A 24,560-nucleotide genomic window follows, 5' to 3' on the forward strand; every position below is an offset into this window, starting at 1 on the left:
GCGGCAAGGCGCCGAACGCTAACGCGCCGCCACCGCCGGGGCATCCGAATTGGGAAACAGCAGCCACATTCTGCCGGTCTGTTTCATCTTGCCGGCCAGGTCGCCTGCGTCGTCACCGAGCCCCCAGAAGTAGTCGGCCCGCACGCCGCCTTTGATTGCCGTACCCGTGTCCTGCGCGAACACGAGACGGTTCAGGGGGGCATTCGTCATCGGACGAGTGGTCTGCAGAAACACCGGCGTGCCGAGCGGAATGGACGACGGGTCCACCGCAATGGAGCGCTCCGGCGTGAGCGGCACGCCGAGTGCACCGACGGGGCCATCGGCGCCGCCTTGCGCCATGCCTTCGGCCGAAGGCATCTCGCGGAAAAACACGAAGCGGGGATTGGTGTCGAGCAGCGCATCCACGCGAGACGGATTCGCGCGCGCCCAGGCCTTGATGCCCTGCATGGTGGCCTGCGCAGGCGTGATCTCGCCGCGGTCCAGCAGCCAGCGTCCGATGGACTTGTACGGCTGGTTGTTCGTGCCGCCATAGCCCACGCGCATCACGCTGCCGTCTTCCATCACGATTCGACCGGAGCCCTGCACCTGCAGGAAGAACGCTTCAATGGGGTCGTCCACCCACACCAGTTCGTTGCCGTTCAGGATGCCCGAGCGCTCCAGTTGCGCGCGCGGCGGCAGCGCGGCGCCGGGCCGCAGACTCGCGGGCCAGCGGTAGAGCGCCGTCTGGTACACGCCGTGACGCGTGCGCGAGCCGCGCAGCAGCGGTTCGTAGTAGCCGGTCACGAGGCCATCAAGCGTGCCGTCGTTGTTGGAAAACTGGAACGGCGTGAAATACGTTTCGAAGAATTTGCGGGCGGTGGTCACGTCGAGATCGTCGATCTGCGCTGCGGCGGCGCAGACGCGTTGCCAGCGCGAATCGCGTGCGAGCCGCGTGCAGTTCTGCCGCAGCGCAGCCGTCACGCCGATCAGCGAATCGTCCTCCCAGCCCGCCACCTGCTGCCAGGCCACGGGCGTGAGGCGCGTCGCCGCAATCTGGCCGGGAACGATCGCCGCGCCCGAAGGCGGCGCCGTCTTCAGGGGCGGACTGCTGCCGCACGAGGCCAGCAAGACTGCTATCGAAACCGCACCCGCCCACTGCGCGACACGCTGGGCAAACCGCATACAATGCCTGCTCTTGATGGAAACCGCCATGTCCGATCTGTTCGACGAATACCCCATGCTCGTTTTCGCGCTGGAGTCGCTCCTTGCGCTGTTCCTCTTGATCTTCATCGTTGTCTGGACCGCGTCGGGCAAGAAGAAGCATAAGCGCGCCGAGCGCGACAAACAACGCAACTAGTCAGCGCGCCGCGCAATCCGGATCGCACTTCAGTGCAGCGTGCGCGGCATGCGCAGCACAAATTCCGGAACCGTCGCGTCGAAACGTTCACCATCTTCCGCCACGCAGAAGTACTCGCCGCGCATCGTCCCCACAGGCGTGGCGATCACCGCCCAGCTCGTGTACTCGAATTGCTCGCCCGCCTTGAGCAATGGCTGCTGCCCGACCACGCCGAGCCCCTTCACTTCCTGCACGTGATTGTCGCTGTCGGTGATCACCCAGTGGCGCGCGATCAGTTGCGCCGTCACCTGGCCCGTGTTGCGGATGGTGAGCGTGTAAGCGAACGCGTACTGGCGGCGGTCCGGGTCCGATTCTTCGGGCAGGTAGCGCACCTGCGCCGATACGCTGAATTCGTACTGGCTCATCCTGATTCCGGTGTGGTGAAGAAGCCGGGAGCGTGCCCGGCGTCGCCTGCCGCAACGCCTTGGCGGGACTGGACCGGCGGCCTGCGGCTGCGGATTCGATCTGGTTTCGCATTCTGCTTGATGCCGCCACGCCCCGCAACCCGACAAAAGAGCCGGACAAAACGGCAACAAAGAAGGCGCGCGGCGTTTCTGCCGCACTCATAGCCTCGGCCCGCCAGGGACCGGCGCCACCGAAGCGCGTCCGGCCTTCTTCCCTGCCCCGCCATCGCCGGAACGGTAAAATGACACCTTTCGATTCGCCCTCTCCCATCACGTCATGACGCAATTCCGCATCGCTCCCAGCATCCTGTCCGCCGACTTCGCGCGGCTCGGCGAAGAAGTCCGCAACGTTGTCGCCGCCGGCGCCGACTGGATTCACTTCGACGTGATGGACAATCACTACGTGCCGAACCTGACGATCGGTCCGCTCGTGTGCGAGGCGATCCGCCCGCACGTCCAGGTGCCCATCGACGTGCATCTGATGGTGCGTCCCGTCGACCGCATCGTGCCCGACTTCGCGAAGGCCGGCGCGAATCTGATCAGCTTTCATCCGGAAGGCTCGGACCACATCGACCGCACGCTCTCGCTGATCCGCGATCACGGCTGCAAGGCGGGGCTCGTGTTCAATCCGGCCACGCCGCTCAACTACCTCGATCACGTGATGGACCGGGTCGACCTCGTGCTCATCATGTCAGTGAATCCGGGCTTCGGCGGCCAGTCGTTCATTCCCGAAGCACTCAACAAGCTGCGCGAGGCGCGCCGCCGCATCGACGCCTATCGCGACAAGACCGGCCGCGAGATTCATCTCGAAGTGGACGGCGGCGTGAAGGTCGACAACATCGCGGAAATCGCGGCAGCGGGCGCGGACACCTTCGTGGCCGGCTCGGCCATCTTCGGCAAGCCCGACTACCGCGCCGTCATCGACGACATGCGCGGCGCGCTCGCCACCGTGAAGCACGACCAGTAATGCGCGCGCCTACCTTCACGGCACCGCGCATCGAAGCCGCGATCATCGACCTCGACGGCACGATGGTCGATACGGCCGACGACTTCGCCGCCGGCCTCAACGGCATGCTCGCGCAGCTCGACGCGGAAGAAACCACGCGCGAGGAAGTGGTGGGCTACGTCGGCAAGGGCTCGGAGCATCTGATCCGCAGCGTGCTCGCGCCACGCTTCGCGCAAGACGAAGCGCAAAGCCGCTTCGACGAAGCCCTCGCGCTCTATCAGGACGAGTACGCGCGCATCAACGGCCGCTACACGCGGCTCTATCCCGACGTGGAAGCGGGCCTTGCCGCGATGCGCGGCGCCGGCCTGAAGCTCGCCTGCGTCACCAACAAGCCGCACCGTTTCGCCATCGAACTGCTGCGGCAATATGGGCTCTTCGACTACTTCACCGTGATCCTCGGGGGCGACAGCGTGGCGCGCAAAAAGCCTGATCCGTTGCCCATGCTGACCGCCTGCACCGCGCTTGGCGTGACGCCGCAGGCCGCGGTCGCCATCGGCGATTCGGAAAACGATGCGCTCGCGGGCCGCGCGGCCGGCATGGCGACGCTCACCGTCCCTTACGGCTACAACCACGGCCAGCCTGTACACAAAATCGATTCGGATGGTATAGTCGCCACGTTGCTCGACGCCGCCAAGGCGATCGCGGCGCACAATTCACCGACTTGAACAGTCCTTCCTCATGTTTCTGAATAAAAAACGGAGTCTGAGCAGCATCGACCGGGGAGCATGGCCCTGGCGTCGCTGGTCACACTAACCTCTGCAGAGGTACGCTGAAGCTCGTCTTCGGCGCTGTTTTTTACTTCGTTGCGCGTTCCATCCAGCCTTTAGTCGTACAGAGGTGCCCAACACCTCGGGCTGCGCTGGACGCCGGTCCCCCCGCGTTATCCAGCTTGTCGTCGTAGTCCCTTCCGGCCGTTCGGGTCATTGCCAGGCCCTTTCAGGCTGTGCGCGCCGCGCGAGCATGTACCCTATCCGGTACGCCGCGCGCCGCGTCGGAACAGGATCGCGCCGACAAGACGGCGAATCGCCGGGACTGTCCGCACCGCCGGTACCGCAGGCAAAGCGCCTGCACCAGGCCGGCAACGCAACGCCCCAGACCAGGCCCGTCGACCGGCCGCCCGTACGAACAGGATCGGAACATGACCGAACTCGAATTCCAGTCTCTCGCCAACGAGGGCTACAACCGCATTCCGCTCATCGCCGAGGCGCTCGCCGACCTCGAAACGCCGCTCTCGCTCTACCTGAAGCTCGCGCAGACCGAACGCGCCGGTGCCAACTCGTTCCTGCTCGAATCCGTGGTGGGCGGCGAGCGCTTCGGGCGCTACTCGTTCATCGGCTTGCCCGCGCGCACGCTCGTGCGCACGCGCAACGGCGTGTCGGAAGTGGTGCGCGACGGCCAAGTCGTCGAAACCCACGAAGGCGATCCGCTCGACTTCATCGCGACGTTCCAGGCGCGCTTCAAGGTGGCGCAGCGCCCGGGCCTGCCGCGTTTCTGCGGCGGCCTCGCAGGCTATTTCGGCTACGACGCCGTGCGCTACATCGAGAAGAAGCTTGCCCACACCGCGCCGCCGGACGACCTCGGCATGCCGGACATCCAGTTGCTCCTCACCGAGGAAGTGGCCGTCATCGACAACCTCGCCGGCAAGCTCTATCTGATCGTCTACGCCGACCCCGCCACGCCCGAGGCCTACACGAAGGCGAAGCAGCGTCTGCGCGAACTGCGCCAGCGCCTGCGTACCACGGTCCAGCCGCCTGTGACGTCGGCGAGCGTGCGCACCGAAACCTATCGCGAGTTCAAGAAAGACGACTATCTGGCCGCCGTGCGCAAGGCCAAGGAATACATCGCGGCCGGCGAACTGATGCAGGTGCAGGTCGGCCAGCGTCTCACCAAGCCGTATCGCGACAATCCGCTTTCGTTGTACCGCGCGCTGCGTTCGCTGAATCCGTCGCCGTACATGTACTACTACAACTTCGGCGACTTCCACGTGGTGGGCGCATCGCCGGAAATTCTGGTGCGCCAGGAAAAGCGCGGCGAAGACCAGATCGTCACGATCCGGCCGCTCGCGGGCACGCGTCCGCGCGGCAACACGCCGGAGCGCGATGCCGAACTCGCCACCGAACTGCTCAACGACCCGAAGGAAATCGCCGAGCACGTCATGCTGATCGACCTCGCGCGCAACGACGTGGGCCGCATCGCGCAGATCGGCTCCGTCGCGGTAACCGACAAGATGGTGATCGAAAAGTACTCGCACGTGCAGCACATCGTGAGTTCGGTGGAAGGCAAGCTCAAGCCCGGCATGACGAACTTCGACGTACTGCGCGCCACGTTCCCGGCAGGCACGCTTTCGGGCGCGCCGAAGGTGCGCGCGATGGAACTGATCGACGAACTGGAGCCTGTGAAGCGCGGTCTGTACGGCGGCGCCGTGGGCTACCTGTCGTTCAGCGGCGAGATGGATCTCGCCATCGCCATCCGCACCGGACTCATCCGCAACGGCAATCTGTATGTGCAGGCGGCGGCGGGCATCGTTGCGGATTCCGTGCCCGAGTCCGAATGGCAAGAGACCGAGAACAAAGCCCGCGCGGTGCTGCGCGCGGCGGAGCAGGTGCAGGACGGCCTCGACAGCGACTTCTGACCGGAGACAGACCATGTTGCTCATGATCGACAACTACGACTCGTTCACCTATAACCTGGTCCAGTACTTCGGCGAACTCGGCGAAGACGTGCGGACCTACCGCAACGACGAAATCACGCTCGACGAAATCGCACAGCTCAACCCCGAGCGCATCTGCCTTTCGCCGGGCCCGAGCAATCCGCAGCACGCCGGCATCACGCTCGACGTCCTGCGCCACTTCAGCGGCCGCATTCCGATTCTCGGCGTGTGCCTTGGCCACCAGGCCATCGGCGAAGCGTTCGGTGGTCGCGTGGTGCGCGCGAAGACCATCATGCACGGCAAGGTGAGCCAGATCGAAACGGACTGCAAAGGCGTGTTCGCCGACCTGCCGCGCCACTTCAACGTGACGCGTTATCACTCGCTCGCCATCGAGCGCGACACGCTGCCCGACTGCCTCGAAATTTCGGCCTGGACCGAAGACGGCGAAATCATGGGCGTGCGTCACAAGACGCTGCCCGTGGAAGGCGTACAGTTCCACCCCGAATCGATTCTGTCTGAGCACGGCCACGCGCTGCTCGAGAACTTCCTGAAGCAGTCGAAACGTGTAGCAGCAGAACAAGGCGCGTGATGAAGAGCGGAGCAGACATCATGATCACCCCACAGGAAGCGCTCCAGCGCACCATCGAGCACCGCGAGATCTTTCACGACGAGATGCTGCACCTGATGCGGCTCATCATGCGCGGCGAGCTGTCGCCGGTGATGACGTCGGCCATTCTCACGGGCCTGCGCGTCAAGAAGGAAACCATCGGCGAGATCACCGCGGCGGCCACCGTGATGCGCGAGTTTTCGAATCGCGTGAACGTGCCCGACAGCGACAACTTCGTCGACATCGTCGGCACGGGCGGCGACGGCTCGCACACGTTCAATATCTCGACTGCAACCATGTTCGTGACGGCAGCCGCCGGCGCGCGTGTGGCGAAGCACGGCAACCGCGGCGTGTCGAGCAAGTCGGGTAGCGCGGACGTGCTCGAAGCGCTCGGCGTGAACATCGACCTGCAGCCGGACCAGGTGGCCGCCTCCATCGCCGAAACGGGCATGGGCTTCATGTTCGCGCCCAACCATCATCCGGCGATGAAGAACGTCGCGCCGGTGCGCCGCGAACTGGGCGTGCGGACCATCTTCAACATTCTCGGCCCGCTCACGAATCCGGCCGGCGCGCCGAATCAATTGATGGGCGTGTTTCACCCGGACCTCGTCGGCATTCAGGTACGCGTGATGCAACGTCTCGGCGCGAAGCACGTGCTCGTCGTGTACGGCAAGGACGGCATGGACGAGGTCTCGCTCGGCGCGGCCACGCTCGTCGGCGAATTGCGCGACGGCGAAGTGCACGAGTACGAGATTCACCCCGAGGACTTCGGCATGCAGATGGTGTCGAACCGCACGCTGAAGGTGGCCGACGCAAGCGAGTCGAAGACGCTGCTGCTCGAAGCGCTCGACAACAAGCCGGGCGTCGCGCGCGAGATCGTCGTGCTGAATGCGGGCACCGCGCTCTATTCGGCGAACGTGGCGGCGTCGATTGCGGACGGCATCCAGGTGGCGCGCGAAGCCATCGCGAGCGGCCGCGCGCGCGCCAAGGTAGACGAGCTGGTACGTTTCACGCAGCAATTCAAGCGTTAATCGAAGCGCTAATTGAAGCGATAAGGATCGCAAATCATGAGTGACATTCTCCAACGCATCATCGCGGTGAAACACGAAGAAGTGCGCGCGGCGCAAGAGAGCGCGCCGCTCGAAGAACTGCGGCTGGCGGCGTCGGCGCGCGATCTGCGCGACTTCGTGGGCGCCATTCGCGCGAAACACGAAACCGGCCTCGCCGCAGTGATCGCCGAAGTGAAGAAGGCGAGCCCCTCAAAAGGCGTGCTGCGCGAGCATTTCGTGCCGGCCGACATTGCTCGCTCGTATGCCGCCCACGGCGCCGCGTGCCTTTCCGTGCTGACCGACGTGCAGTTCTTCCAGGGCAGCGCCGCCTACCTCGAAGAAGCGCGCGCCGCGTGCAACCTGCCGGTACTGCGCAAGGACTTCATCGTCGACCCGTACCAGGTGCTCGAAGCGCGCGCCATGGGCGCCGACGCGATCCTGCTGATCGCCGCCGCGCTCGAAACGTCGCAGATGCAGGAACTCGAAGCGTACGCGCACTCGCTCGGTCTCGCGGTGCTCGTGGAAGTGCACGACAGCAACGAATTGCAGGAAGCGCTCAAGCTGACCACGCCGCTCATCGGCATCAACAACCGCAATCTGCGGACGTTCGAAACGTCGCTGGAAACCACGCTCGGCATGCTACGTTCGATTCCGCACGACCGTATCGTCGTGACCGAATCGGGCATCCTCTCGCGTGCGGACGTCGAGCGCATGCGCGAACACTCGGTGAACACGTTCCTCGTGGGCGAGGCGTTCATGCGCGCGGCGGAACCGGGCGCGGAGCTTGCGCGCATGTTCTTCTGAACCCGCTCATCCGTCCCCTCAGCAGTCATGGCCATTGAACGCGAAATCAAGCTGGCGTTGCCGCAGGCGCAAGTCGCCACCGCGGCCCAGTTCTTTACCGCGCGCGCCGGGCTCGCCGGCCGCGCCATCCGGCTCGAGAACGCCTATTTCGACACGCCGCAACTCACGCTCTCCGCGGCTCGCAGCGCGCTGCGTCTGCGCCGCACGCCGCAGGGCTGGCTGCAGACCTTCAAGACCGCGGGCAACGCCACGGGCGGACTGCACGCGCGGCACGAATGGGAAATGCCGGTGTCCGGTGCAGCGCTCGAAATCGACGCGCTGCTGGCGACCTGCGACGAACCCTCAGCCGCCGCGGCACTGCGCAGCGCGGCGCCGCATCTGATCGAACTCTTCCGCACGGACTTCACGCGCACGTTGTGGGAAATCCATACGGATGCCGCCGACGTGGAAGCCGCCATCGACCAGGGCGAAGTCGTGGCAGAGGTGAACGGCGGTTCGGCGGCGGCTGAAGTGCGGCGCATGCCGATCTGCGAGATCGAGCTGGAACTCAAGCGCGGCGACGAAGCGGCGCTGCACGCGCTCGCGGCCGAACTCGGCCGCCTGATTCCTGGTCTCGCGCCGGACAACGTCAGCAAGGCCCAACGCGGCTACCGTCTGCGCGAGGACGCGCGCAAAGATTGAGCCGCCACGCTTTTGCTGCGACACTTGCCCGCCATGACCTCAGCCTCCCGTTCCCGATCCCGATCGCCGCAGACGTCCGCGGCATCGCAGCCCTCGCTCTTCGACGAAGGCGCATCCGCGTCCGCTGACGCCCAAGCCACCGCCGACGCTTCCTCGTTGCACCCGCCGTTGCTCGAAGATCAGTTCGCCGCACTGCCGCCCGCCTGGCGCGAGCATCTGCGTCCGTTCACGGAAAGCGACGCCTACGCGCCGCTGTGCCGGTTCGTGGACGGCGAGCGCGCCGCCGGCAAGACCGTCTATCCCGCCGACGTGTTTCGCGCGCTGCGCCTGACCTCGCCCGACGAGGTGAAGGTGGTGATCCTGGGCCAGGACCCGTACCACGGCGAAGACCGCGGCACGCCGCAAGCGCACGGCCTCGCCTTTTCGGTGCCGCCTTCGGTGCGCCCACCGCCCTCGCTGCGCAATATCTTCAAGGAGATCGCAGCCAATTTCGGGCATGACGTGCCGCATCACGGCTGCCTCGACAGCTGGGCGCGCCAGGGCGTGCTGCTGCTCAACACGGTGCTGACGGTCGAACGCGACCAGGCCGCGAGCCACGCGAAGCGCGGCTGGGAGCAATGCACGGACACGCTGATCCACGAACTCGCCATGCGGCACGAGCATCTCGTGTTCATGCTGTGGGGTGCGCATGCGCAGGCAAAGCGTGCGCTGCTGGCCGGGCGACCGCATTGCGTACTGGAGGCGCCGCATCCGTCGCCGCTCTCCGCGCACCGCGGCTTTCTGGGCTGCCGGCACTTCGCGCTCGCCAACGACTATCTGCAGACACACGGGCGCACGCCGATCGACTGGCGGTTGCCCGACGAGGCCGAAGTGCTTGCCTGAACCCGCCGCCCGGCGGCAAGCCGCTCGCCGGGATAGCCAACGAAAAACGCCATGGAACACGACGTTCCATGGCGTTTTCATTTCCGGCGTGGCCGCCGGCAGACCTGATGCGTGATCGCTCAGACCGTCGCAATCGCTTCGCGCGCGCCGGCCAGCGCGGCGCTTGCCGCATCGGGGCCCATGTTCAGGCCTTCGGCATAGATGAAGTCCACGTCCGTGATGCCGATGAAGCCGAGGAACGTCTTGATGTACGGCGTCTGCGAATCCGCGGGCGTGCCGGCGTACTTGCCGCCGCGTGCCGAGACCACATACACCTTCTTGCCCTTCACCAGGCCTTCGGGACCGTTTTCGGTGTAGCGGAACGTGATGCCGGCGCGGGCGAGCTGGTCGAAATAGGCCTTGAGCTGCGTCGACACGCCGAAGTTGTACATCGGGGCGCCGATCACGACGATGTCGGCAGCCTGCAGTTCGGCGATCAGCGCGTCGCTGCGTGCGGCGATGGCTTGCTGCTCCGGCGTGCGCTGCTCGGCCGGCGTGAAGAAGGCGCCCAGCACGGCGTCGTCGAGGTGCGGCAGCGCATCGGCCAGCAGGTCACGGACGACGACCTTCGCGCCCGGATTCGACTGTTGCAGCTTTGCGGTGAGTTCGGTGGCGAGCAGCGTCGACTGCGCGCCTTGCGAGCGGGCTGCCGAGTTGATTTGCAGAATCGTGGTCATGTTTGGCTCCATCCGGTTTCGGAACGCGCAGATGTCGCGCGAGTGGGGCCATTCTGTGGATTCGCCGCCAGGCGAAAAAGTATCGCGGCGGCGAAGCATTGTTGCATCGGTGGAACAATCAGCAGCGGGAGAGCCGGCCGCTAGCCGCGACCGGCAGACAGGTCGCGCGCGTTTACGCCCTGCCCGCCTCCCGGCGACGGTTCAGACGCCCAGCCAGCGCGAGCGCGCGGTGCGCGCCGCCGTGCGATTGTCCGCCACGACAAGCTTGTAGCGCGGCACTTCCGGGCCGTCGAGCGTGAGCCGCGCCACACGCAGCTCGTCCCGGCGGAACGCGTGCACCTCGACCTTCGCGCCCGGCCGATAGCGGGCGAGCAGCGCGTCCAGATTCGAACCGGTCACGCGCAGACCGTCGATAGCGATCAGCACGTCGCCTGCGGACAGCCCGGCCTTCTGGGCCGCGCCGCCGTCGTGGACCGCCGCGATCGTGCATTCGGCGCCGCCGCGCGTGCGCGCGCCGAGCGACGGCTTGCCGTCCCTGCCGCCGTTTTTGCCGAGGTCAGGCTCCAGCGCCACGCCGAACGGCGCGAGAAGTTCGGCGAGCGGCAAGTCACGCGTGCCGCGCACACCTTCGGCGAAGAGCGCCGACAAGTCCACCCCCGTCGCTTCGGCGAACAGCGCCTCGACGGCGGATTCTTCGATACCCGTCGCGCGACCGCGATAGAAGTCGCGCCCGTAGCGCTGCCACAAGAGACGCATCACGTCGTCGAGCGACTTGCGGTTGCCCGTTTGCGCGCGAATCGTGAGGTCGAACGCGAGCGCGACGAGCGAGCCCTTCGTGTAATAGCTGACGATGGCGTTCGCCGCATTCTCGTCCTGGCGGTAGTACTTCACCCACGCGTCGAACGAGCTTTCCGCCACGCTCTGCTTGAGACGCCCCGCGCCGCGCAGCACGTTGCCCACGGTCTTGCCGACCAGGTCGAAATACTCGTCCGTCGAAATCGCGCCGCTTCGCACGAGCATCAGGTCGTCGTAGTACGACGTGAAGCCTTCGAAGAGCCACAGCAGCGTCGTGTAGTTTTCCTGCGTGAGGTCGTACGGCGCAAACGCAGCGGGCTTGATGCGCTTCACGTTCCACGTATGGAAATACTCGTGGCTGCACAGGCCCAGGTAGGTCCGATAGCCCTCGGTCATCGCGTCGCGGCCCTTCACGGGCAGGTCGGTGCGATTGCAGATGAGCGCCGTGGACGCCCGATGCTCGAGCCCGCCGTAACCGTCCGCGACGGCTTGCGTCATGAACACGTAGCGGTCCATCGGCGCCTTCTTCGACCGCGGCTCGAAGAGCGCTATCTGCGCTTCGCAGATGCGCTTCAGGTCCGCGGCGAGGCGCGCCATGTCGAGCGCGATCACGCGACCGGCGATCACGATGTCATGCGACACGCCGTGCGCGTCGAAGGTCGCGAGCGCGAACTCGCCGAGCGTCACCGGGTGATCGATCAGTTCGTCGTAGTCGGCCGCGCGGTACTCGCCGAAGCCGTAGCGCTTCGTGCCGCGCGCCTCCGGCAGCGCCGTGGCGACGCGCCAGCGGCGATACGCCTCGCCCTCCGGGCGCTGGATGTCGACCACGCAGGGCGCCGCTTCGTGGCCCTGCACGGCGAGGAAGACGCTCGTGCCGTTGAAGAAGCCCGTCGTGTCGTCCAGATGCGCGGCGCGCACCGAGAGGTCCCATGCGTACACCTCGTAGCGCAGCGTCAGCGCGCCATTGACCGGCGCCGCCTGCCACGAATGCTTGTCGGTCTTCTCGATGCGCACCTTGCGGCCCACCTCGTTGAACGCCCGCAGCGTCACGATGTTGCGGGCGAACTCGCGCACCATGTAGCTGCCCGGAATCCACACGGGCAGCATGAAGCGCTGGCCGGCGGGATCGGGGTCCGCAACGGTGACGGTGACTTCGAAAAGGTGCGCGGCGGGATGCTTCGGGACGATGCTGTAGCGAATCGGCTTCATCGTGTGGGTTGGGTGAGGTGGGCTGGGGGACGAGTCGGCGGCGAGTCGGCAAGGTGGCAAGGCGCCCGGGCCGCTGCTTCTGGCCGCCGGACGCTCGCCCAGGGCGGCGCCCGCGGCTCAAAGGGCGAGCGCTGTCCGGCGAGGAATCAAAGGTCCGTCCGGACAACGGCCACGCGCAGCGTTTAACGCACCGCCGACAGTTCCTTGTCGAGCGTGGCGGCCGGCACGGCGCCGGGCAGGCGGCGGCCGTCGGCGAGGAACACGGTGGGCGTACCCGTCACGTTCATCTTCTGGCCGAGCGCCAGGTTGCTGTCGAGCGCGGCCGTGTCGCACGAACCGCCCGAGGGCGCGCGGCGATCGAGCATCCATGCCTCCCAGGCCTTCGCCCGGTCGGCCGAGCACCAGATCGCCTTGGCCTTCACCGTCGAATCGGGCGAAAGCACGGGATAGAGGAAGGTGTAGACCGTCACGTTGTCCACGGACTTCAGCGTGTTCTCAAGCTGCCGGCAATACGGGCAGTTCGGGTCGGAGAACACGGCGATCTTGCGGGCGCCGTTGCCCTTCACCACCTTCACCGCGTTCGCGAACGGCAGACTCGCGAAGTCGATGCGGTTGAGGTCGGCCAGACGCGCTTCGGTCAGGCTCTTGCGCGACTTCGCATCCACGAGGTCGCCGAGCAGCAGGTAGTCGCCGTTCGCGTCGCTATAGATGATCTGCGAGCCGAGGTTCACCTCGTAGAGGCCCGCCACCGGCGATTTCGCGATGCCCTTGACCTGGGCGTCCGAACCCAGGCGCGCTTCGAGCGTGGCCTTCAGTTTGTCGGTGACCGGGTCGGCCTGCGCCACGCCGCCCAGCAGGGTTGTGGCGGCCGCGAGTGCAAACGCCCAATGTCGGATACGCATCTTCATTGCTGCTTCCTGGAGTTTCTGGATTAACTGCCGTGAATCAATTGTGGTGCCTGAGTTGCGGTGAATGAGCCGAGGTGAACGGCCTTGCCGGAACATCGACCGCGCGGCCCGCACCCTGAATGCGCATTCACCCCAAGGCCGCCGTGACGAGCCAGCGCTTGACGAGCGGCTGCGAGCCCACCAGCGCCATGCCCGTATTGCGCACCGCGCGCGCGATGCTGCCGGGCACGGAAAAGAGCCGCTGCAGCCCGTCCGTGGCGACCACCAGCGAGCGGATATCTTCGCGCCGGCCGCGTTCGTAACGGCGCAGCAGCACCGTGTCGCCGAGGTCGCGGAACGCCTCTTTCTTCGCGATGACGTCGGCGAGCACGGCGACGTCGCGCAAACCGAGGTTCATGCCCTGGCCGCACAGCGGGTGAATCAGATGCGCCGCGTCACCCACCAGCGCCACGCGCGGCGCGATCAGCTTGTCCACGGTTTGCAGCGCGAGCGGAAAGCCGCGCGCGGGCGTCACGCATTCCAGCGCGCCGGGGTGGCCGTGCGTGGCGCGCTCCACTTCGGCGGCGAGCTGCGCCGGCGTCAACCTCAGCAGCTCGTTCGCGTGCTCCGTGCGCGCCGACCAGACGAGCGACACGTGCGGACCCGGCAACGGCAGCAGCGCAATGATCTCGCCGTCGCGGAACCACTGGTACGCCGTCTCGCCATGCGGCCGCTCGGCGCGGAAATTCGCCACCACGCCGGTCTGGCGATAGTCGCGCCGCTCCACCTTCGAGCCGATCTGCGCACGCACCCACGAGTGCGCGCCGTCCGCGCCCACCACGAGGTCCGCTTCGAGCACCTGGCCGTTCGCGAGCCCGATTGTGGCGGCGTCGGCCTTCACGTCGAGGCCTTGAGCGCGCGTGTCGAGCCACGTGAGATTCGGCTGGAAACGCAGGGCGGCGTCCAGCGCGCGCTCGATCAGCGACGACTCCGCAATCCACGCCAGCTGCGGCACCGCGGCCTGGAAGGCGGAGAAATGCAGCTCCGCGTGAGCGTCGCCGTACACACGCATGTCGTAGACGGGCGAAACGCGCGCGAGGTCGATCGCCTGCCAGACACGCAGCCGCTCGAGCAGCGCGTGAGAACTCGCCGAGAGCGCGTAGACGCGTGCGTCGAACGCTTCGTCGGCAGGCAGCGGCGCGCAGGGCTGCGCGAGCAGCGCGACACGCAGACCGCCCTGCGTGAGCGCGAGCGCCGCGGTCTTGCCGACCAGCCCGCCGCCAATCACGGCGACGTCAAATGTCTGAGGATGGGTAGTCATCCGGGCATTATAGCTTTGGGGTGTGTCGCGGCCGCGCCGGGAAAGACGGGTAGCGCACCGATGGCGAGCCCGCGGATTCCAGCCGGCACGGGCCGCCGCGCGACACCGCGCCGCGGGCGCTTCGCTGCCCGATCCGCCGGGCGCACGTCCGCCGGCGGGACGGCAGGCGGAAGACCACCGGGACAGGGTTACAATTACGGTTTTTGGTGACGGCCACGTCACCGCCTCCCGACGTGCCGCCCGCGGCGCGCCGCCCGGCACGGCGCACCCGCCCGGCCGACTGCGCGGCGCGAGACCTACCCGCCGCCCGGCAAGCGCGTCACCACCTGATTGCAGAGAATTCCATGAGCCTCAAATGCGGCATCGTCGGCTTGCCTAACGTCGGCAAGTCCACCCTGTTCAACGCGCTGACCAAGGCGGGCATCGCCGCGGAAAACTATCCGTTCTGCACCATCGAGCCGAACGTCGGCGTGGTGGAAGTACCGGATGCGCGGCTTCAGGCGCTCGCCGAAATCATCAAGCCCGAGCGCATCGTGCCGGCCGTGGTCGAGTTCGTGGACATCGCGGGCCTCGTGGCCGGCGCAAGCAAGGGCGAAGGCCTTGGCAACCAGTTCCTCGCCAACATCCGCGAAACGGATGCCATCACGCACGTCGTGCGCTGCTTCGAAGACGAGAACGTGATTCACGTGGCCGGCAAGGTCGACCCCGTCGCGGACATCGAAGTCATCAACACCGAACTCGCGCTGGCCGACCTCGGCACCGTGGAAAAGGCGCTCGCGCGCTATTCGAAGGCAGCGAAGTCGGGCAACGACAAGGAAGCCGTGAAGCTCGCCGCCGTGCTGGAAAAGGTGCGCGCGCAGCTGGATCAGGCGAAGCCCGTGCGCGGCCTCGACCTCTCCGACGACGAGCAGGCGCTCATCAAGCCGTTCTGCCTCATCACGGCCAAGCCGACGATGTACGTGGCCAACGTGAAGGAAGACGGCTTCGAGAACAACGCGCACCTCGATGCCGTGCGCCGCTACGCCGAAACCGAGAAGGCACCGGTGGTCGCGGTCTGCGCCGCGATCGAAGCGGAAATCGCCGACCTCGCCGACGAAGACAAGGAAGTGTTCCTCGCCGACATGGGCATGGACGAGCCGGGCCTGAACCGCGTGATCCGCGCGGGCTTCAAGCTGCTGGGCCTGCAGACGTACTTCACGGCGGGCGTGAAGGAAGTGCGCGCGTGGACCATCCATATCGGCGACACGGCGCCCCAGGCCGCGGGCGTGATCCACACGGACTTCGAGCGCGGCTTCATCCGCGCGCAGACCATCAGCTACGACGACTTCATCGCGTACAAGGGCGAACAGGGCGCGAAGGAAGCCGGCAAGATGCGCGCCGAAGGGAAGGAATATGTGGTGCACGACGGGGACGTGATGAACTTTTTGTTCAACGTCTGACGTCGCGTCGTAGCGGTGGCTGCGAGCCCGCACCGTCGCAAAGAGCCGCGCCACTCGCGCGGCTTTTTTCTTTTGCAGGCGCGCGAGACTCATACAATCGGCGGAATTCGCCATGGGGCATCGGCGGCAGCACGATAGTCCGACCACATCGCGACAACAAGCGAGAAGACCATGACCCTGTTCCCGCTCGTCCGTCCGCGGCGCATGAAGCTGGGCGCGATATGCGCGGCGGGACTCACGGCCCTTGCCCTCGCGCTGCCTTGCGCGCCGGCCTTCGCGTTCCAGTCGTCGCCCGGCCAGCCCGACGAAAGCAACCTCGACAACCACCAGACCTACCGCAACCGCGACGGCGCCACCGTCCATTCGCCGGCCCATTCGCTTTCGGGCAAGGTGCCCGAGGGCGCCACGGCGCGCTGCCGCGACGGCACCTACAGCTTCAGCCGACATCGCAGCGGCACGTGCTCACGGCACGGCGGCGTGGCATCGTGGCTGTGAACGCGACGCCATAGCGCAAGCGCTAAGCCGCAGCCGCGCTGATCGACGCGACATGCATGTAGCCCGCGCGCGCGAGCCGGCACCCGCGCCGCGAGCCCTTACAATACCGGCTTCGGACCCACGCGCCGCGCCTGCGCGCCGCCGTTATCCGTCCCCATTCCTCGTTCCCTTTCCAGGTTCCAGACCACACTCACATGGCCCAATACGTCTTCACCATGAACCGGGTCGGCAAGATCGTGCCGCCCAAGCGCCAGATTCTGAAAGACATCTCGCTGTCGTTCTTCCCCGGCGCGAAGATCGGCGTGCTCGGCCTGAACGGTTCGGGCAAATCCACGCTGATTCGCATCATGGCCGGCGTCGACAAGGACATCGAAGGCGAAGCCACGCCCATGCCGAACCTCAACATCGGCTATCTGCCGCAGGAGCCGCAGCTCGATCCGCAGAAGACGGTGCGCGAGGCAGTGGAAGAGGGGCTGGGCGACATTCTTCAGGCGCAGAAAAAGCTCGACGAAATTTACGCCGCCTATGCCGAACCCGACGCGGACTTCGACAAGCTCGCCGCCGAGCAGGCGAAGTACGAAGCGATTCTCGCCACCGCCGACGGCAGCGCCGAACAGCAGCTCGAAGTAGCCGCGGACGCGCTGCGCCTGCCGCCGTGGGACGCGAAGATCGAGAACCTGTCGGGCGGCGAGAAGCGCCGCGTCGCACTCTGCAAGCTGCTGCTCGAAAAGCCCGACATGCTGCTGCTCGACGAGCCGACCAACCACCTCGACGCGGAGTCGGTGCAGTGGCTCGAGCAGTTCCTCACGCGCTTTCCGGGCACCGTGGTGGCCGTCACGCACGACCGCTACTTCCTCGACAACGCCGCCGAGTGGATTCTCGAACTCGACCGCGGCCACGGCATTCCCTGGAAGGGCAACTACAGCAGCTGGCTCGACCAGAAGGAAGAGCGTCTGAAGCAGGAGGAATCGTCGGAGTCGGCGCGCCAGAAGGCCATCAAGAAGGAACTGGAGTGGGTGCGCCAGAACCCGAAGGGCCGCCAGGCCAAGTCGAAGGCGCGTATTGCCCGCTTCGAGGAACTGAGCAGCCAGGAATACCAGAAGCGCAACGAAACGCAGGAAATCTTCATCCCGGCTGGCGAGCGGCTCGGCAATGAAGTGATCGAGTTCAAGAACGTGAGCAAGTCGTACGGCGACCGGCTTCTCATCGACAACCTCAGCTTCAAGATTCCGGCGGGCGCGATTGTCGGCATCATCGGGCCGAACGGTGCCGGCAAGTCGACGCTGTTCCGCATGCTCACCGGCAAGGAGCAGCCCGATTCGGGCGAGATCGTGATGGGACCCACGGTGAAGCTCGCCTACGTGGACCAGAGCCGCGACGCGCTGGACGGTTCGAAAACGGTGTTCGAAGAAATCTCGGGCGGCGCGGACGTGCTGGCCGTGGGCAAGTACGAAACGCCGTCGCGCGCCTATATCGGCCGCTTCAACTTCAAGGGCGGCGACCAGCAGAAGGTGGTGGGCAACCTCTCGGGCGGCGAGCGCGGCCGTCTGCATCTCGCGAAGACGCTGATTGCGGGCGGCAACGTGCTGCTGCTCGACGAACCGTCGAACGATCTGGACGTGGAAACGCTGCGGGCGCTCGAAGACGCGCTGCTCGAGTTCGCCGGCTCGGTGATGGTGATCTCGCACGACCGCTGGTTCCTCGACCGCATCGCCACGCACATCCTCGCGTTCGAAGGCGACTCGCAGGTCGTGTTCTTCGACGGCAACTTCCAGGAATACGAAGCCGACAAGGTCAAGCGACTCGGCGAGGAAGCCGCGCGGCCGAAGCGCATCCGTTATCGTCCGATCACGCGTTGATGGTCGCGGGCCGTTTCACGAGGCGGCCCACTGTTGAACGGCGCGGCGCACCTGTTTTTTGAACTGCGCGCCGCGCCGTTTTTCCTCTGCACCCCGCTGCGTTCCCGCAGCCGCTGGTCCCCTCCTCCGTTTTCGCGCCACGCTTCGCGACATCGCCTCGCGACCTCCCGCGTGCCTCGCCTCGCTCCACCATCCCACTATTTCGGCACCGCGCGGCCAGGTTGACAGCGTCGCGCCAGTGGCTCGACCATTTGTCCACAATACGATCTATAGATCCATATTATGGACACTCGGAGACGCTATGCCCGCCCCTGCCGCCGGCGCTGATGCGATGACGCCGTATCAGTTGCCGAACCCGCCCGAAGCGCTGCGCGAGATCGTCGTCGCGCCCGCCATTCCCGAAGACGAGCGCCTGTGGGTGCCGCAGGCCGACAACGTATGGTTCCGGCCGCTCTGCCTGAACGTTTCGGCCGGCTACTGGATGAACCTGCTGCGCGTGCGCAAGTCCGGCGTGCTGAGCCGGCATCGTCATCCGCAGGCGGTGCACGGCATGGTGCTCAAAGGCAAATGGCGCTACCTGGAACACGACTGGGTGGCCACCGAAGGCAGCTACGTCTTCGAGCCGCCCGGCGAGACCCACACGCTCTACGTGCCGGAAGACGTCGAAGAAATGATCACGTACTTCCAGGTGAACGGAGTGATGTTCTACTGCGATCCGCACGGCAACTTCACCGGCTACGAGGACGTCTTCACGAAGCTCGACATGTGCCGCGCGCACTACGAGCGCGTGGGGCTCGGCGCGGGCTACGTCGACCAGTTCGTGAGGTAGCCGCGCCTGCAACCACACCAACCATAGCGGCCGGATAAGGTCGCCGCATGTAGAAGCATTGCAGCCCTTCCACCCACAGACTCGCAAGAGCGCAGGAGGAGACACATGCAGGTGAAGACACCGCGCCTTGGGCGCATCCAGCGGATTGCCGTGACGTTTCTCACGCTCGCGGGCATCGTCAACTATCTCGACCGCAGCACGCTCTCCATCGCGAATCACTCGGTGAGTGGAGAGCTTGGCCTCTCTGCGTCACAGATGGGCCTGCTGCTCTCGGCCTTCTCGTTTGCCTACGCGTTCTCGCAGTTGCCGGTGGGCGCGTTGCTCGATCGCTTCGGCGCGCGGCTCATGCTCGGGCTCGGCATGATGGTGTGGTCGGTTGCGCAGTTGTGCGGCGGTCTCGTGCAGACGTTGCAGCAGTTTCTTGTGGCGCGCATCGCGCTCGGCATCGGCGAAGCGCCGCAGTTTCCGGCCGGCGCCAAGGTGGTGAGCGAATGGTTCGCACTGCGTGAGCGCGGCCGGCCCACCGGCATTTTCACGACGTCGTCCACCATCGGGCCCGCGCTCGCACCGCCCATCCTCACGGCGCTGCTGCTCGCGTTCGGCTGGCGCTGGATGTTCGTCGTGATGGGCGTGCTCGGCATCGCCGTCGCGCTGGGCTGGTACGTCGTCTATCGCAACCGCGGCGACGTGACGCTCGCCGAGGAAGAAGTCGTGCACCTCACCGAAGACGAGCCACACGCGCGTGCCGAGCTCCGCATGACCTTCGCCGAATGGCGCGGCCTGTTCGGCTCACCCACCACGTGGGGCATGATCTTCGGCTTCATGGGCGTGATCTACATGGTGTGGCTGTACCTCACCTGGCTGCCCGCGTATCTGGAGCACGAACGGCATCTCTCGATTGCGAAGACCGGCTGGGTGGTCTCCATTCCGTATCTCTTCGGCACGCTCGGCATGCTCTCCAGCGGCTATGTGGCGGACGGGCTGATGGCGCGCGGCATGGCGCCCATCCGCAGCCGCAAGTGGCCCATCTGCACGGGCCTTATCTGCGCGGCCGTGTTCACCGTGCCCGCCGCGTTCACGCCGAACACGACGCTCGCCATCGTGTACCTCTCGCTTGCCATGTACTTCGTCAACATGGCGAGCGGCGGCGCCTGGGCGCTCGTGAGCGTGACGGCGCCGCGTCATCTGGCTGCGTCGCTCGGCAGCATCCAGAACTTCGGGGGCTATTTCGGCGGGTCGTTCGCGCCGTTCGTCACGGGCATCGTCGTCGACCGCACGCACTCGTTCGTCAACGCGTTCCTGATTAGCGCGGCCGTGTCGTTCGCCGCGGCGCTCGTCTACATGTTCGTGGTGCGCGCGCCCATTGCCGAGCGCAGCAGCGGCGAGGCTGCGATCGAACTTGCGTGACACCGTGGGGCGGGCCGCTTTTTGTCCGCCTTTTCATCATCGTCTTTGCATGACAGACCACGCTTGCGGCTTCCATTCGACATGACCTTTCGACCCGACCTCTTCACCGGCAAAACGGCCGTCGTCACGGGCGGCACGCAGGGTATCGGCGCGGCCATCGCGCGCCAGTTCGCGGCGCTGGGCGCGCGCGTCATCGCGGCGGGGCTCTCGCCCACCGACGCCCAGCGCGAAGCACTCGGGCCTAGCATCGAGGTGACCGCAGCCGACGTGCGCCTCGCGACCGATATCGAAGCGCTCTTCGCTCCACTCGATTCGCTGGACGTGCTCGTGAATTGCGCGGGCATGATCCGTCGCGGCGAAGAACACGAACCCGAGGTGTTCGAGCAGGTAATCGACGTCAACCTCAACGGCACGCTGCGTGCGTGCGCCGCGGCACGTCCGCTGCTGGCGGCAAGCGGCGGCGCGATCGTGAACACGGCGTCGATGCTGAGCTTCTTCGGCGGCGGACTCGTGCCGGCGTACAGCGCGAGCAAGGGCGGCGTCGCGCAGCTCACGAAGTCGCTCGCCATCGCTTATGCGAAAGACGGCATTCGCGTGAACGCCGTGGCGCCCGGCTGGATCGCGACGCCGCTCACCCAGGCACTCCAAGCCGACGACGCGCGCTCGCAGGCCATTCTCGATCGCACGCCGCTCGCGCGCTGGGGCGAGCCGGAAGACATCGCGCCCGTGGTCGCGTTCCTGTGCTCGCCGGCCGCCGCGTTCGTTACGGGAACCGTGCTGCCCGTGGACGGCGGGTATCTCGTCTCGTGACGGGTGACGGGCATACGGCGACGGCGTGATACCGTTGCGTCCGTTTGTCTAACTCCCGCCACACCGCTCTCCCGACCATGCCGAACCCCGCCGACGCCATCGAAGCCGCCCGCGCCACCGGCACCGCCGCCTTCTCGAAGTTCATGGCGATCCTGCAACTGATCGCAGACGCGAGCACGCCGCCCAGCATCGCGCAGCTAGCCGTGCAAAGCGGCTTTCCGCGGCCCACGGTGTATCGCATCGTCGGCGCGCTGATCGCGGAAGGACTCGTTGCCGAGAGTCTGCGCGGCAGCACGTTGATTCCGGGCCCGCGTTTGATGACGCTCGCCAGCCGCAGCTGGGAGCGTTCGGATCTGCGCGTCGCGGCCGTCGATGTGCTCCAGCAACTGCGCGACGCCACCCAGGAAACCGTGCACCTCGCCGTGCGCAGCGGAACGGAAATGGTCTACATCGAGAAGCTCGAAAGCCCGCACGCGGTGCGGATGGCGTCGCGCATCGGCACACGCGTGACGCTCTATTCGAGTTCGGTGGGCAAGGCGTATCTCGCGGCCCTCGATGCCGCCACGCGCGACGCGCTGCTGCGCACGCTCACGCTGGAGCGCTTCACACCCAATACGATCGTGGAGCCTGCCGCGCTCGCCGCGGAACTGGACGCCACGCGCGAGCGCGGCTATGCCGAAGACCGCGAAGAAAACGAGGCACAGATTTTCTGCTACGGGTGCGCGATCATCGGCCCGGGCGGGTTGCCGGTGGGCAGCATCAGCGTGAGCATTCCCCTCTTTCGCAAGAGCGCGACGCCGCTCGAAACGTACGTGGCGCCCTTGAAATCGGCGTGCCGCGCCGTGAGCGAACGCATCGCGCCGTTGCCGGCCGGCAGCTTCTGAGCGCGGGCGCGAATATTGCGCGTGGGCGCCATGCAAAGGCTCAGCGGCACAGCGCTCAACAAGCGACGAGGATGACGAGGCAATGGACACGGCCATGTCCCACAGCAAACGCATCGTGGCGATTGTCGCGGTCGCAGTCGTCGTGCTGCTGGCGGGGGCCGCCGTCGCGGTCCACATCGCCGAACGCGAAGTGAAAGAGCAGGTGGTGGCCGCGCTCGGCCCGCAAGGCAGCGCGGCGCGCATCGACGTGGGGCTCACCGCCATCACGCTCACCGACCTGCGCTTCAAGGCGCCGGCCGGCTGGCCCGCACCCGACGCGCTGCGCGCCGCCCGCGTCACCATCGTTCCCGACCTGCGCGACCTGATGGCGCGACGGCTTCACGTGCGCGAGATCACGGTGAGCGGCTTCGATCTCACGGTGCGCCGCGCCGCCAACGGTCGCATCGAACTGCTGCCGGGACTGCATCAGGCACTGGCCAGCTCAGGTGACACCAAGCCGGCGAGCAACGACGAGGACACGCTGCCGCGCGAAAAGCGCATCGATCACGTCGCCTTCGAAGACGGCACGTTCGATTTCTACGACGAGTCGGTGAGCCGCCCCGCGTGGCACATCGCCGTGACGAACGCACGCGCGGCTGTCGGGCCTCTGCACTTTCCGGCGCTGACCGAACCTTCGAACGTGAACGTGACGGGCGCCATTCGCGGCCCGTCGCACACGGGCACCCTCTCGTTCGCGGGCTGGATCGCGATTGCGAACCGCGACTCACAAACCACGACGAAGCTCACGGGCGTCGATGTCGTGCGCTTCGCGCCGTATCTGCTGAAGAAAGTGGGCACCCAAACGCAAATCGCCGCCGGCACGCTGGACGCATCCGTGGAAGCCTCCGTGCGCAATTACGCGTTGCGTGCGCCGGGCACGATCACGCTGCATCACCTCGAACTCGCGGACACCGGCGATCCGCTCGACACCTTCATGTCCATTCCCACCAAGGCCGCCGTGGCCGCGCTCAAGCGCCGCCACGACGACATCACGCTGCACTTCGTGCTGGCGGGCAATCTGCACGACCCGAAGTTCTCGCTCAACGAGAACCTCATGACGAAGATGGGCAGCGGCTTTGCGAGCGCCCTCGGCGTGAGCGTCGAGGGCGTGGCGAAAGGCGTGGGCGAAACGGCGAAGGGGCTGGGCGGCGCGCTGATGAATCTGCTCGGCCAGTGATGCCGTGACGGCCCCGCCGTCGTGCGCGGCCGGCGCGAGTACGCCTCAGATGGGCAGGCCGAGGGCGCGCAGCTTCGCGTCGGTCTCGGCGTTGCTGGTGTGATGCACGCCGTGCCAGCCGAGCGCCGTGGCGGCTTGCGCGTTCTTGAGATTGTCGTCGATGAAGACGAGTTCGCCAGGCTGCACGCCGGGCAGATGCGCGTCGATGCGGCGAACCATTTCGGCGAAGATCGCCGGGTCCGGCTTCACCAGCTTCACGCGGCCCGACACCACGATGTCGCGGCAGCGGCGCAGGATCGGAAAGTTCTCCCACGCATACGGAAACGTCTCGGCCGACCAGTTCGTCAGGCCGAAAAGCGGCACGCCCGCGGCCTCCAGTTTCTCGAAGGTTTCGACGCCGCCCTCCAGCAGCCCGCCCAGCATCTCGTGCCACCGTTCGTAGAACGCGCGGATCAGCGGCTCGTGATCGGGAAACTTCGCGATGAGCTCGGCGGTGCCTTCCTCGATGGTCTGGCCGCCGTCCTGCTGGACGACCCACTCCATCGCGCAAACGTGCGTGAGAAACCAGCGGCGCTCGGCCTCGTCGGGAATCAACTCGCGATAGACGTACTCGGGGCTCCAGTCCACGAGCACACCGCCGAAATCGAAGACGACTGCTTTGATGGTCATGCGAGCTCCGTAGCGAGGACGTCGGCGAGCGGACGCACGGCCGGAGCGCCGGCGGGTCCCTTGAGCGCGCGCCAGTCGGCGTGATGCTGCGCGATGACGTCGGCGGCACGCGTGTCGCCCACGTCGTGCGTGGTGTGCAGGCCGTCCACCACCGTGACGCAATAACCGAGTCCGACGGCGCGGCGCAGCGTGGCGTCGACGCAAAACGGCGTGGCGTAGCCGCATAGCACGAGACGGCGCACGCCCACGACGCTCAACCAGTCTTCGAGATTCGTTTGATGGAACGCGTCGCGCACCGTCTTGCGCACGACGGCGTCGCCGTCGCGATGCGCAAGGCGCGCAGCGATCTGCCAGCCGGGCGTGCCGGGTTCGACCTCGCCTTCACCGGGTGCGCCGTCGTGCTGCACGAAACAGACGGGAACGCCCGCCGTGCGCGCTGTATCGGTGAGACGGTTGATGCCGTCGATCACCTCATCGGCGCGATAGGCCGGCGCGGGGCCGGTGAAGAATTCCTGCTGCACGTCGATCACGATCACAGCGACGTCGGTCATACGGTGCGCTCCTTG

Annotated in this window: 24 protein-coding genes; 16 read left to right on the forward strand and 8 right to left on the reverse strand. The window is 66.4% G+C overall.

The genetic code is table 11. The annotated features are described in order from the left end of the window. Positions 1–18 precede the first annotated feature (18 nt). Both U0042_RS17085 and apaG read right to left on the reverse strand, forming a co-directional pair. Positions 19–1,269 carry a murein transglycosylase A gene (locus U0042_RS17085; RefSeq protein ID WP_114814095.1) on the reverse strand — a complete coding sequence of 417 codons (1,251 nt, stop codon included), beginning with the start codon at positions 1,267–1,269 and terminating at the stop codon, positions 19–21. A 96-nt stretch (positions 1,270–1,365) separates the two neighbouring features. Beyond that, a complete protein-coding gene (gene apaG / locus U0042_RS17090) occupies positions 1,366–1,740 on the reverse strand; it encodes a Co2+/Mg2+ efflux protein ApaG (protein ID WP_017776111.1) in 375 nt (124 codons plus the stop codon). Positions 1,741–2,056: 316 nt separating this feature from the next. Between apaG and rpe the strand changes: the two genes are divergently transcribed. The 8 genes from rpe to U0042_RS17130 all read left to right on the forward strand — a co-directional run bounded on the left by rpe (position 2,057) and on the right by U0042_RS17130 (position 9,458). Continuing rightward, positions 2,057–2,746: a ribulose-phosphate 3-epimerase gene (gene rpe, locus U0042_RS17095; protein ID WP_114814094.1), complete on the forward strand. Its 690-nt coding sequence runs from the start codon at positions 2,057–2,059 to the stop codon at positions 2,744–2,746. Beyond that, entirely contained in the window at positions 2,746–3,450 is a 705-nt protein-coding gene (locus U0042_RS17100; protein ID WP_114814093.1) for a phosphoglycolate phosphatase, read from the forward strand. The genes rpe and U0042_RS17100 overlap by 1 nt, the downstream gene beginning before the upstream one ends. Before the next feature lie 473 nt (positions 3,451–3,923). Continuing rightward, on the forward strand, positions 3,924–5,417 hold the full coding sequence (trpE, locus tag U0042_RS17105) for an anthranilate synthase component I (protein WP_114814092.1): 1,494 nt from the start codon (positions 3,924–3,926) through the stop codon (positions 5,415–5,417). 13 nt (positions 5,418–5,430) lie between these two features. After that, on the forward strand, positions 5,431–6,024 hold the full coding sequence (locus U0042_RS17110; protein WP_017776115.1) for an aminodeoxychorismate/anthranilate synthase component II: 594 nt from the start codon (positions 5,431–5,433) through the stop codon (positions 6,022–6,024). 17 nt (positions 6,025–6,041) lie between these two features. Continuing rightward, positions 6,042–7,073: an anthranilate phosphoribosyltransferase gene (gene trpD, locus U0042_RS17115; protein WP_114814113.1), complete on the forward strand. Its 1,032-nt coding sequence runs from the start codon at positions 6,042–6,044 to the stop codon at positions 7,071–7,073. 36 nt (positions 7,074–7,109) lie between these two features. After that, positions 7,110–7,895, forward strand: a complete 786-nt coding sequence (gene trpC, locus U0042_RS17120) for an indole-3-glycerol phosphate synthase TrpC (RefSeq protein ID WP_114814091.1) — start codon at positions 7,110–7,112, stop codon at positions 7,893–7,895. 27 nt (positions 7,896–7,922) lie between these two features. Next, a complete protein-coding gene (locus U0042_RS17125) occupies positions 7,923–8,576 on the forward strand; it encodes a CYTH domain-containing protein (protein WP_114814090.1) in 654 nt (217 codons plus the stop codon). 33 nt (positions 8,577–8,609) lie between these two features. Further along, positions 8,610–9,458 carry a uracil-DNA glycosylase gene (locus tag U0042_RS17130; RefSeq protein ID WP_114814089.1) on the forward strand — a complete coding sequence of 283 codons (849 nt, stop codon included), beginning with the start codon at positions 8,610–8,612 and terminating at the stop codon, positions 9,456–9,458. Between the two features lie 119 nt (positions 9,459–9,577). On the opposite strand, the gene U0042_RS17135 is transcribed toward U0042_RS17130, so the two are convergent. The 4 genes from U0042_RS17135 to U0042_RS17150 form a co-directional block, all read right to left on the reverse strand. Continuing rightward, on the reverse strand, positions 9,578–10,174 hold the full coding sequence (locus tag U0042_RS17135; RefSeq protein WP_114814088.1) for an FMN-dependent NADH-azoreductase: 597 nt from the start codon (positions 10,172–10,174) through the stop codon (positions 9,578–9,580). A gap of 201 nt (positions 10,175–10,375) precedes the next feature. After that, positions 10,376–12,178 (reverse strand): M61 family metallopeptidase, encoded by a 1,803-nt coding sequence (locus U0042_RS17140; protein ID WP_114814087.1) that lies wholly within the window; start codon positions 12,176–12,178, stop codon positions 10,376–10,378. A 182-nt stretch (positions 12,179–12,360) separates the two neighbouring features. Then, the gene (locus U0042_RS17145) at positions 12,361–13,086 is read right to left on the reverse strand and encodes a DsbC family protein (protein ID WP_114814086.1); all 726 of its coding nucleotides are present in this window, start codon (positions 13,084–13,086) and stop codon (positions 12,361–12,363) included. 127 nt (positions 13,087–13,213) lie between these two features. Further along, the gene (locus tag U0042_RS17150) at positions 13,214–14,386 is read right to left on the reverse strand and encodes a UbiH/UbiF family hydroxylase (protein WP_114814085.1); all 1,173 of its coding nucleotides are present in this window, start codon (positions 14,384–14,386) and stop codon (positions 13,214–13,216) included. A gap of 344 nt (positions 14,387–14,730) precedes the next feature. On the opposite strand from U0042_RS17150, the gene ychF reads away from it, so the two are divergent. The 8 genes from ychF (at position 14,731) to U0042_RS17190 (ending at position 23,325) form a co-directional block, all read left to right on the forward strand. Continuing rightward, positions 14,731–15,825: a redox-regulated ATPase YchF gene (gene ychF / locus U0042_RS17155; RefSeq protein ID WP_114814084.1), complete on the forward strand. Its 1,095-nt coding sequence runs from the start codon at positions 14,731–14,733 to the stop codon at positions 15,823–15,825. A 171-nt stretch (positions 15,826–15,996) separates the two neighbouring features. After that, the gene (locus tag U0042_RS17160) at positions 15,997–16,320 is read left to right on the forward strand and encodes a DUF3761 domain-containing protein (protein ID WP_114814083.1); all 324 of its coding nucleotides are present in this window, start codon (positions 15,997–15,999) and stop codon (positions 16,318–16,320) included. A 194-nt stretch (positions 16,321–16,514) separates the two neighbouring features. Then, positions 16,515–18,179 carry an energy-dependent translational throttle protein EttA gene (gene ettA / locus U0042_RS17165; RefSeq protein ID WP_114814082.1) on the forward strand — a complete coding sequence of 555 codons (1,665 nt, stop codon included), beginning with the start codon at positions 16,515–16,517 and terminating at the stop codon, positions 18,177–18,179. Between the two features lie 301 nt (positions 18,180–18,480). Next, a complete protein-coding gene (locus U0042_RS17170) occupies positions 18,481–19,008 on the forward strand; it encodes a 2,4'-dihydroxyacetophenone dioxygenase family protein (protein WP_114814081.1) in 528 nt (175 codons plus the stop codon). A gap of 105 nt (positions 19,009–19,113) precedes the next feature. Then, positions 19,114–20,415: an MFS transporter gene (locus U0042_RS17175; RefSeq protein ID WP_114814080.1), complete on the forward strand. Its 1,302-nt coding sequence runs from the start codon at positions 19,114–19,116 to the stop codon at positions 20,413–20,415. 81 nt (positions 20,416–20,496) lie between these two features. After that, the gene (locus U0042_RS17180) at positions 20,497–21,225 is read left to right on the forward strand and encodes an SDR family NAD(P)-dependent oxidoreductase (RefSeq protein ID WP_114814079.1); all 729 of its coding nucleotides are present in this window, start codon (positions 20,497–20,499) and stop codon (positions 21,223–21,225) included. A 77-nt stretch (positions 21,226–21,302) separates the two neighbouring features. After that, the gene (locus tag U0042_RS17185) at positions 21,303–22,109 is read left to right on the forward strand and encodes an IclR family transcriptional regulator (RefSeq protein ID WP_114814078.1); all 807 of its coding nucleotides are present in this window, start codon (positions 21,303–21,305) and stop codon (positions 22,107–22,109) included. 94 nt (positions 22,110–22,203) lie between these two features. After that, on the forward strand, positions 22,204–23,325 hold the full coding sequence (locus tag U0042_RS17190) for a DUF748 domain-containing protein (protein ID WP_232833521.1): 1,122 nt from the start codon (positions 22,204–22,206) through the stop codon (positions 23,323–23,325). Between the two features lie 45 nt (positions 23,326–23,370). Here U0042_RS17190 and U0042_RS17195 read toward each other — a convergent pair whose 3' ends face one another. Both U0042_RS17195 and U0042_RS17200 read right to left on the reverse strand, forming a co-directional pair. After that, the gene (locus U0042_RS17195; RefSeq protein WP_114814076.1) at positions 23,371–23,994 is read right to left on the reverse strand and encodes an HAD family hydrolase; all 624 of its coding nucleotides are present in this window, start codon (positions 23,992–23,994) and stop codon (positions 23,371–23,373) included. Next, complete coding sequence (locus U0042_RS17200) at positions 23,991–24,545, reverse strand: cysteine hydrolase family protein (protein WP_114814075.1); 555 nt, start codon at positions 24,543–24,545, stop codon at positions 23,991–23,993. Before U0042_RS17200 ends, U0042_RS17195 begins: the two co-directional genes overlap by 4 nt. Positions 24,546–24,560: the final 15 nt, after the last annotated feature.

The organism is Paraburkholderia kururiensis (assembly GCF_034424375.1).
Taxonomy (GTDB): Bacteria; Pseudomonadota; Gammaproteobacteria; order Burkholderiales; family Burkholderiaceae; genus Paraburkholderia; species Paraburkholderia kururiensis_A.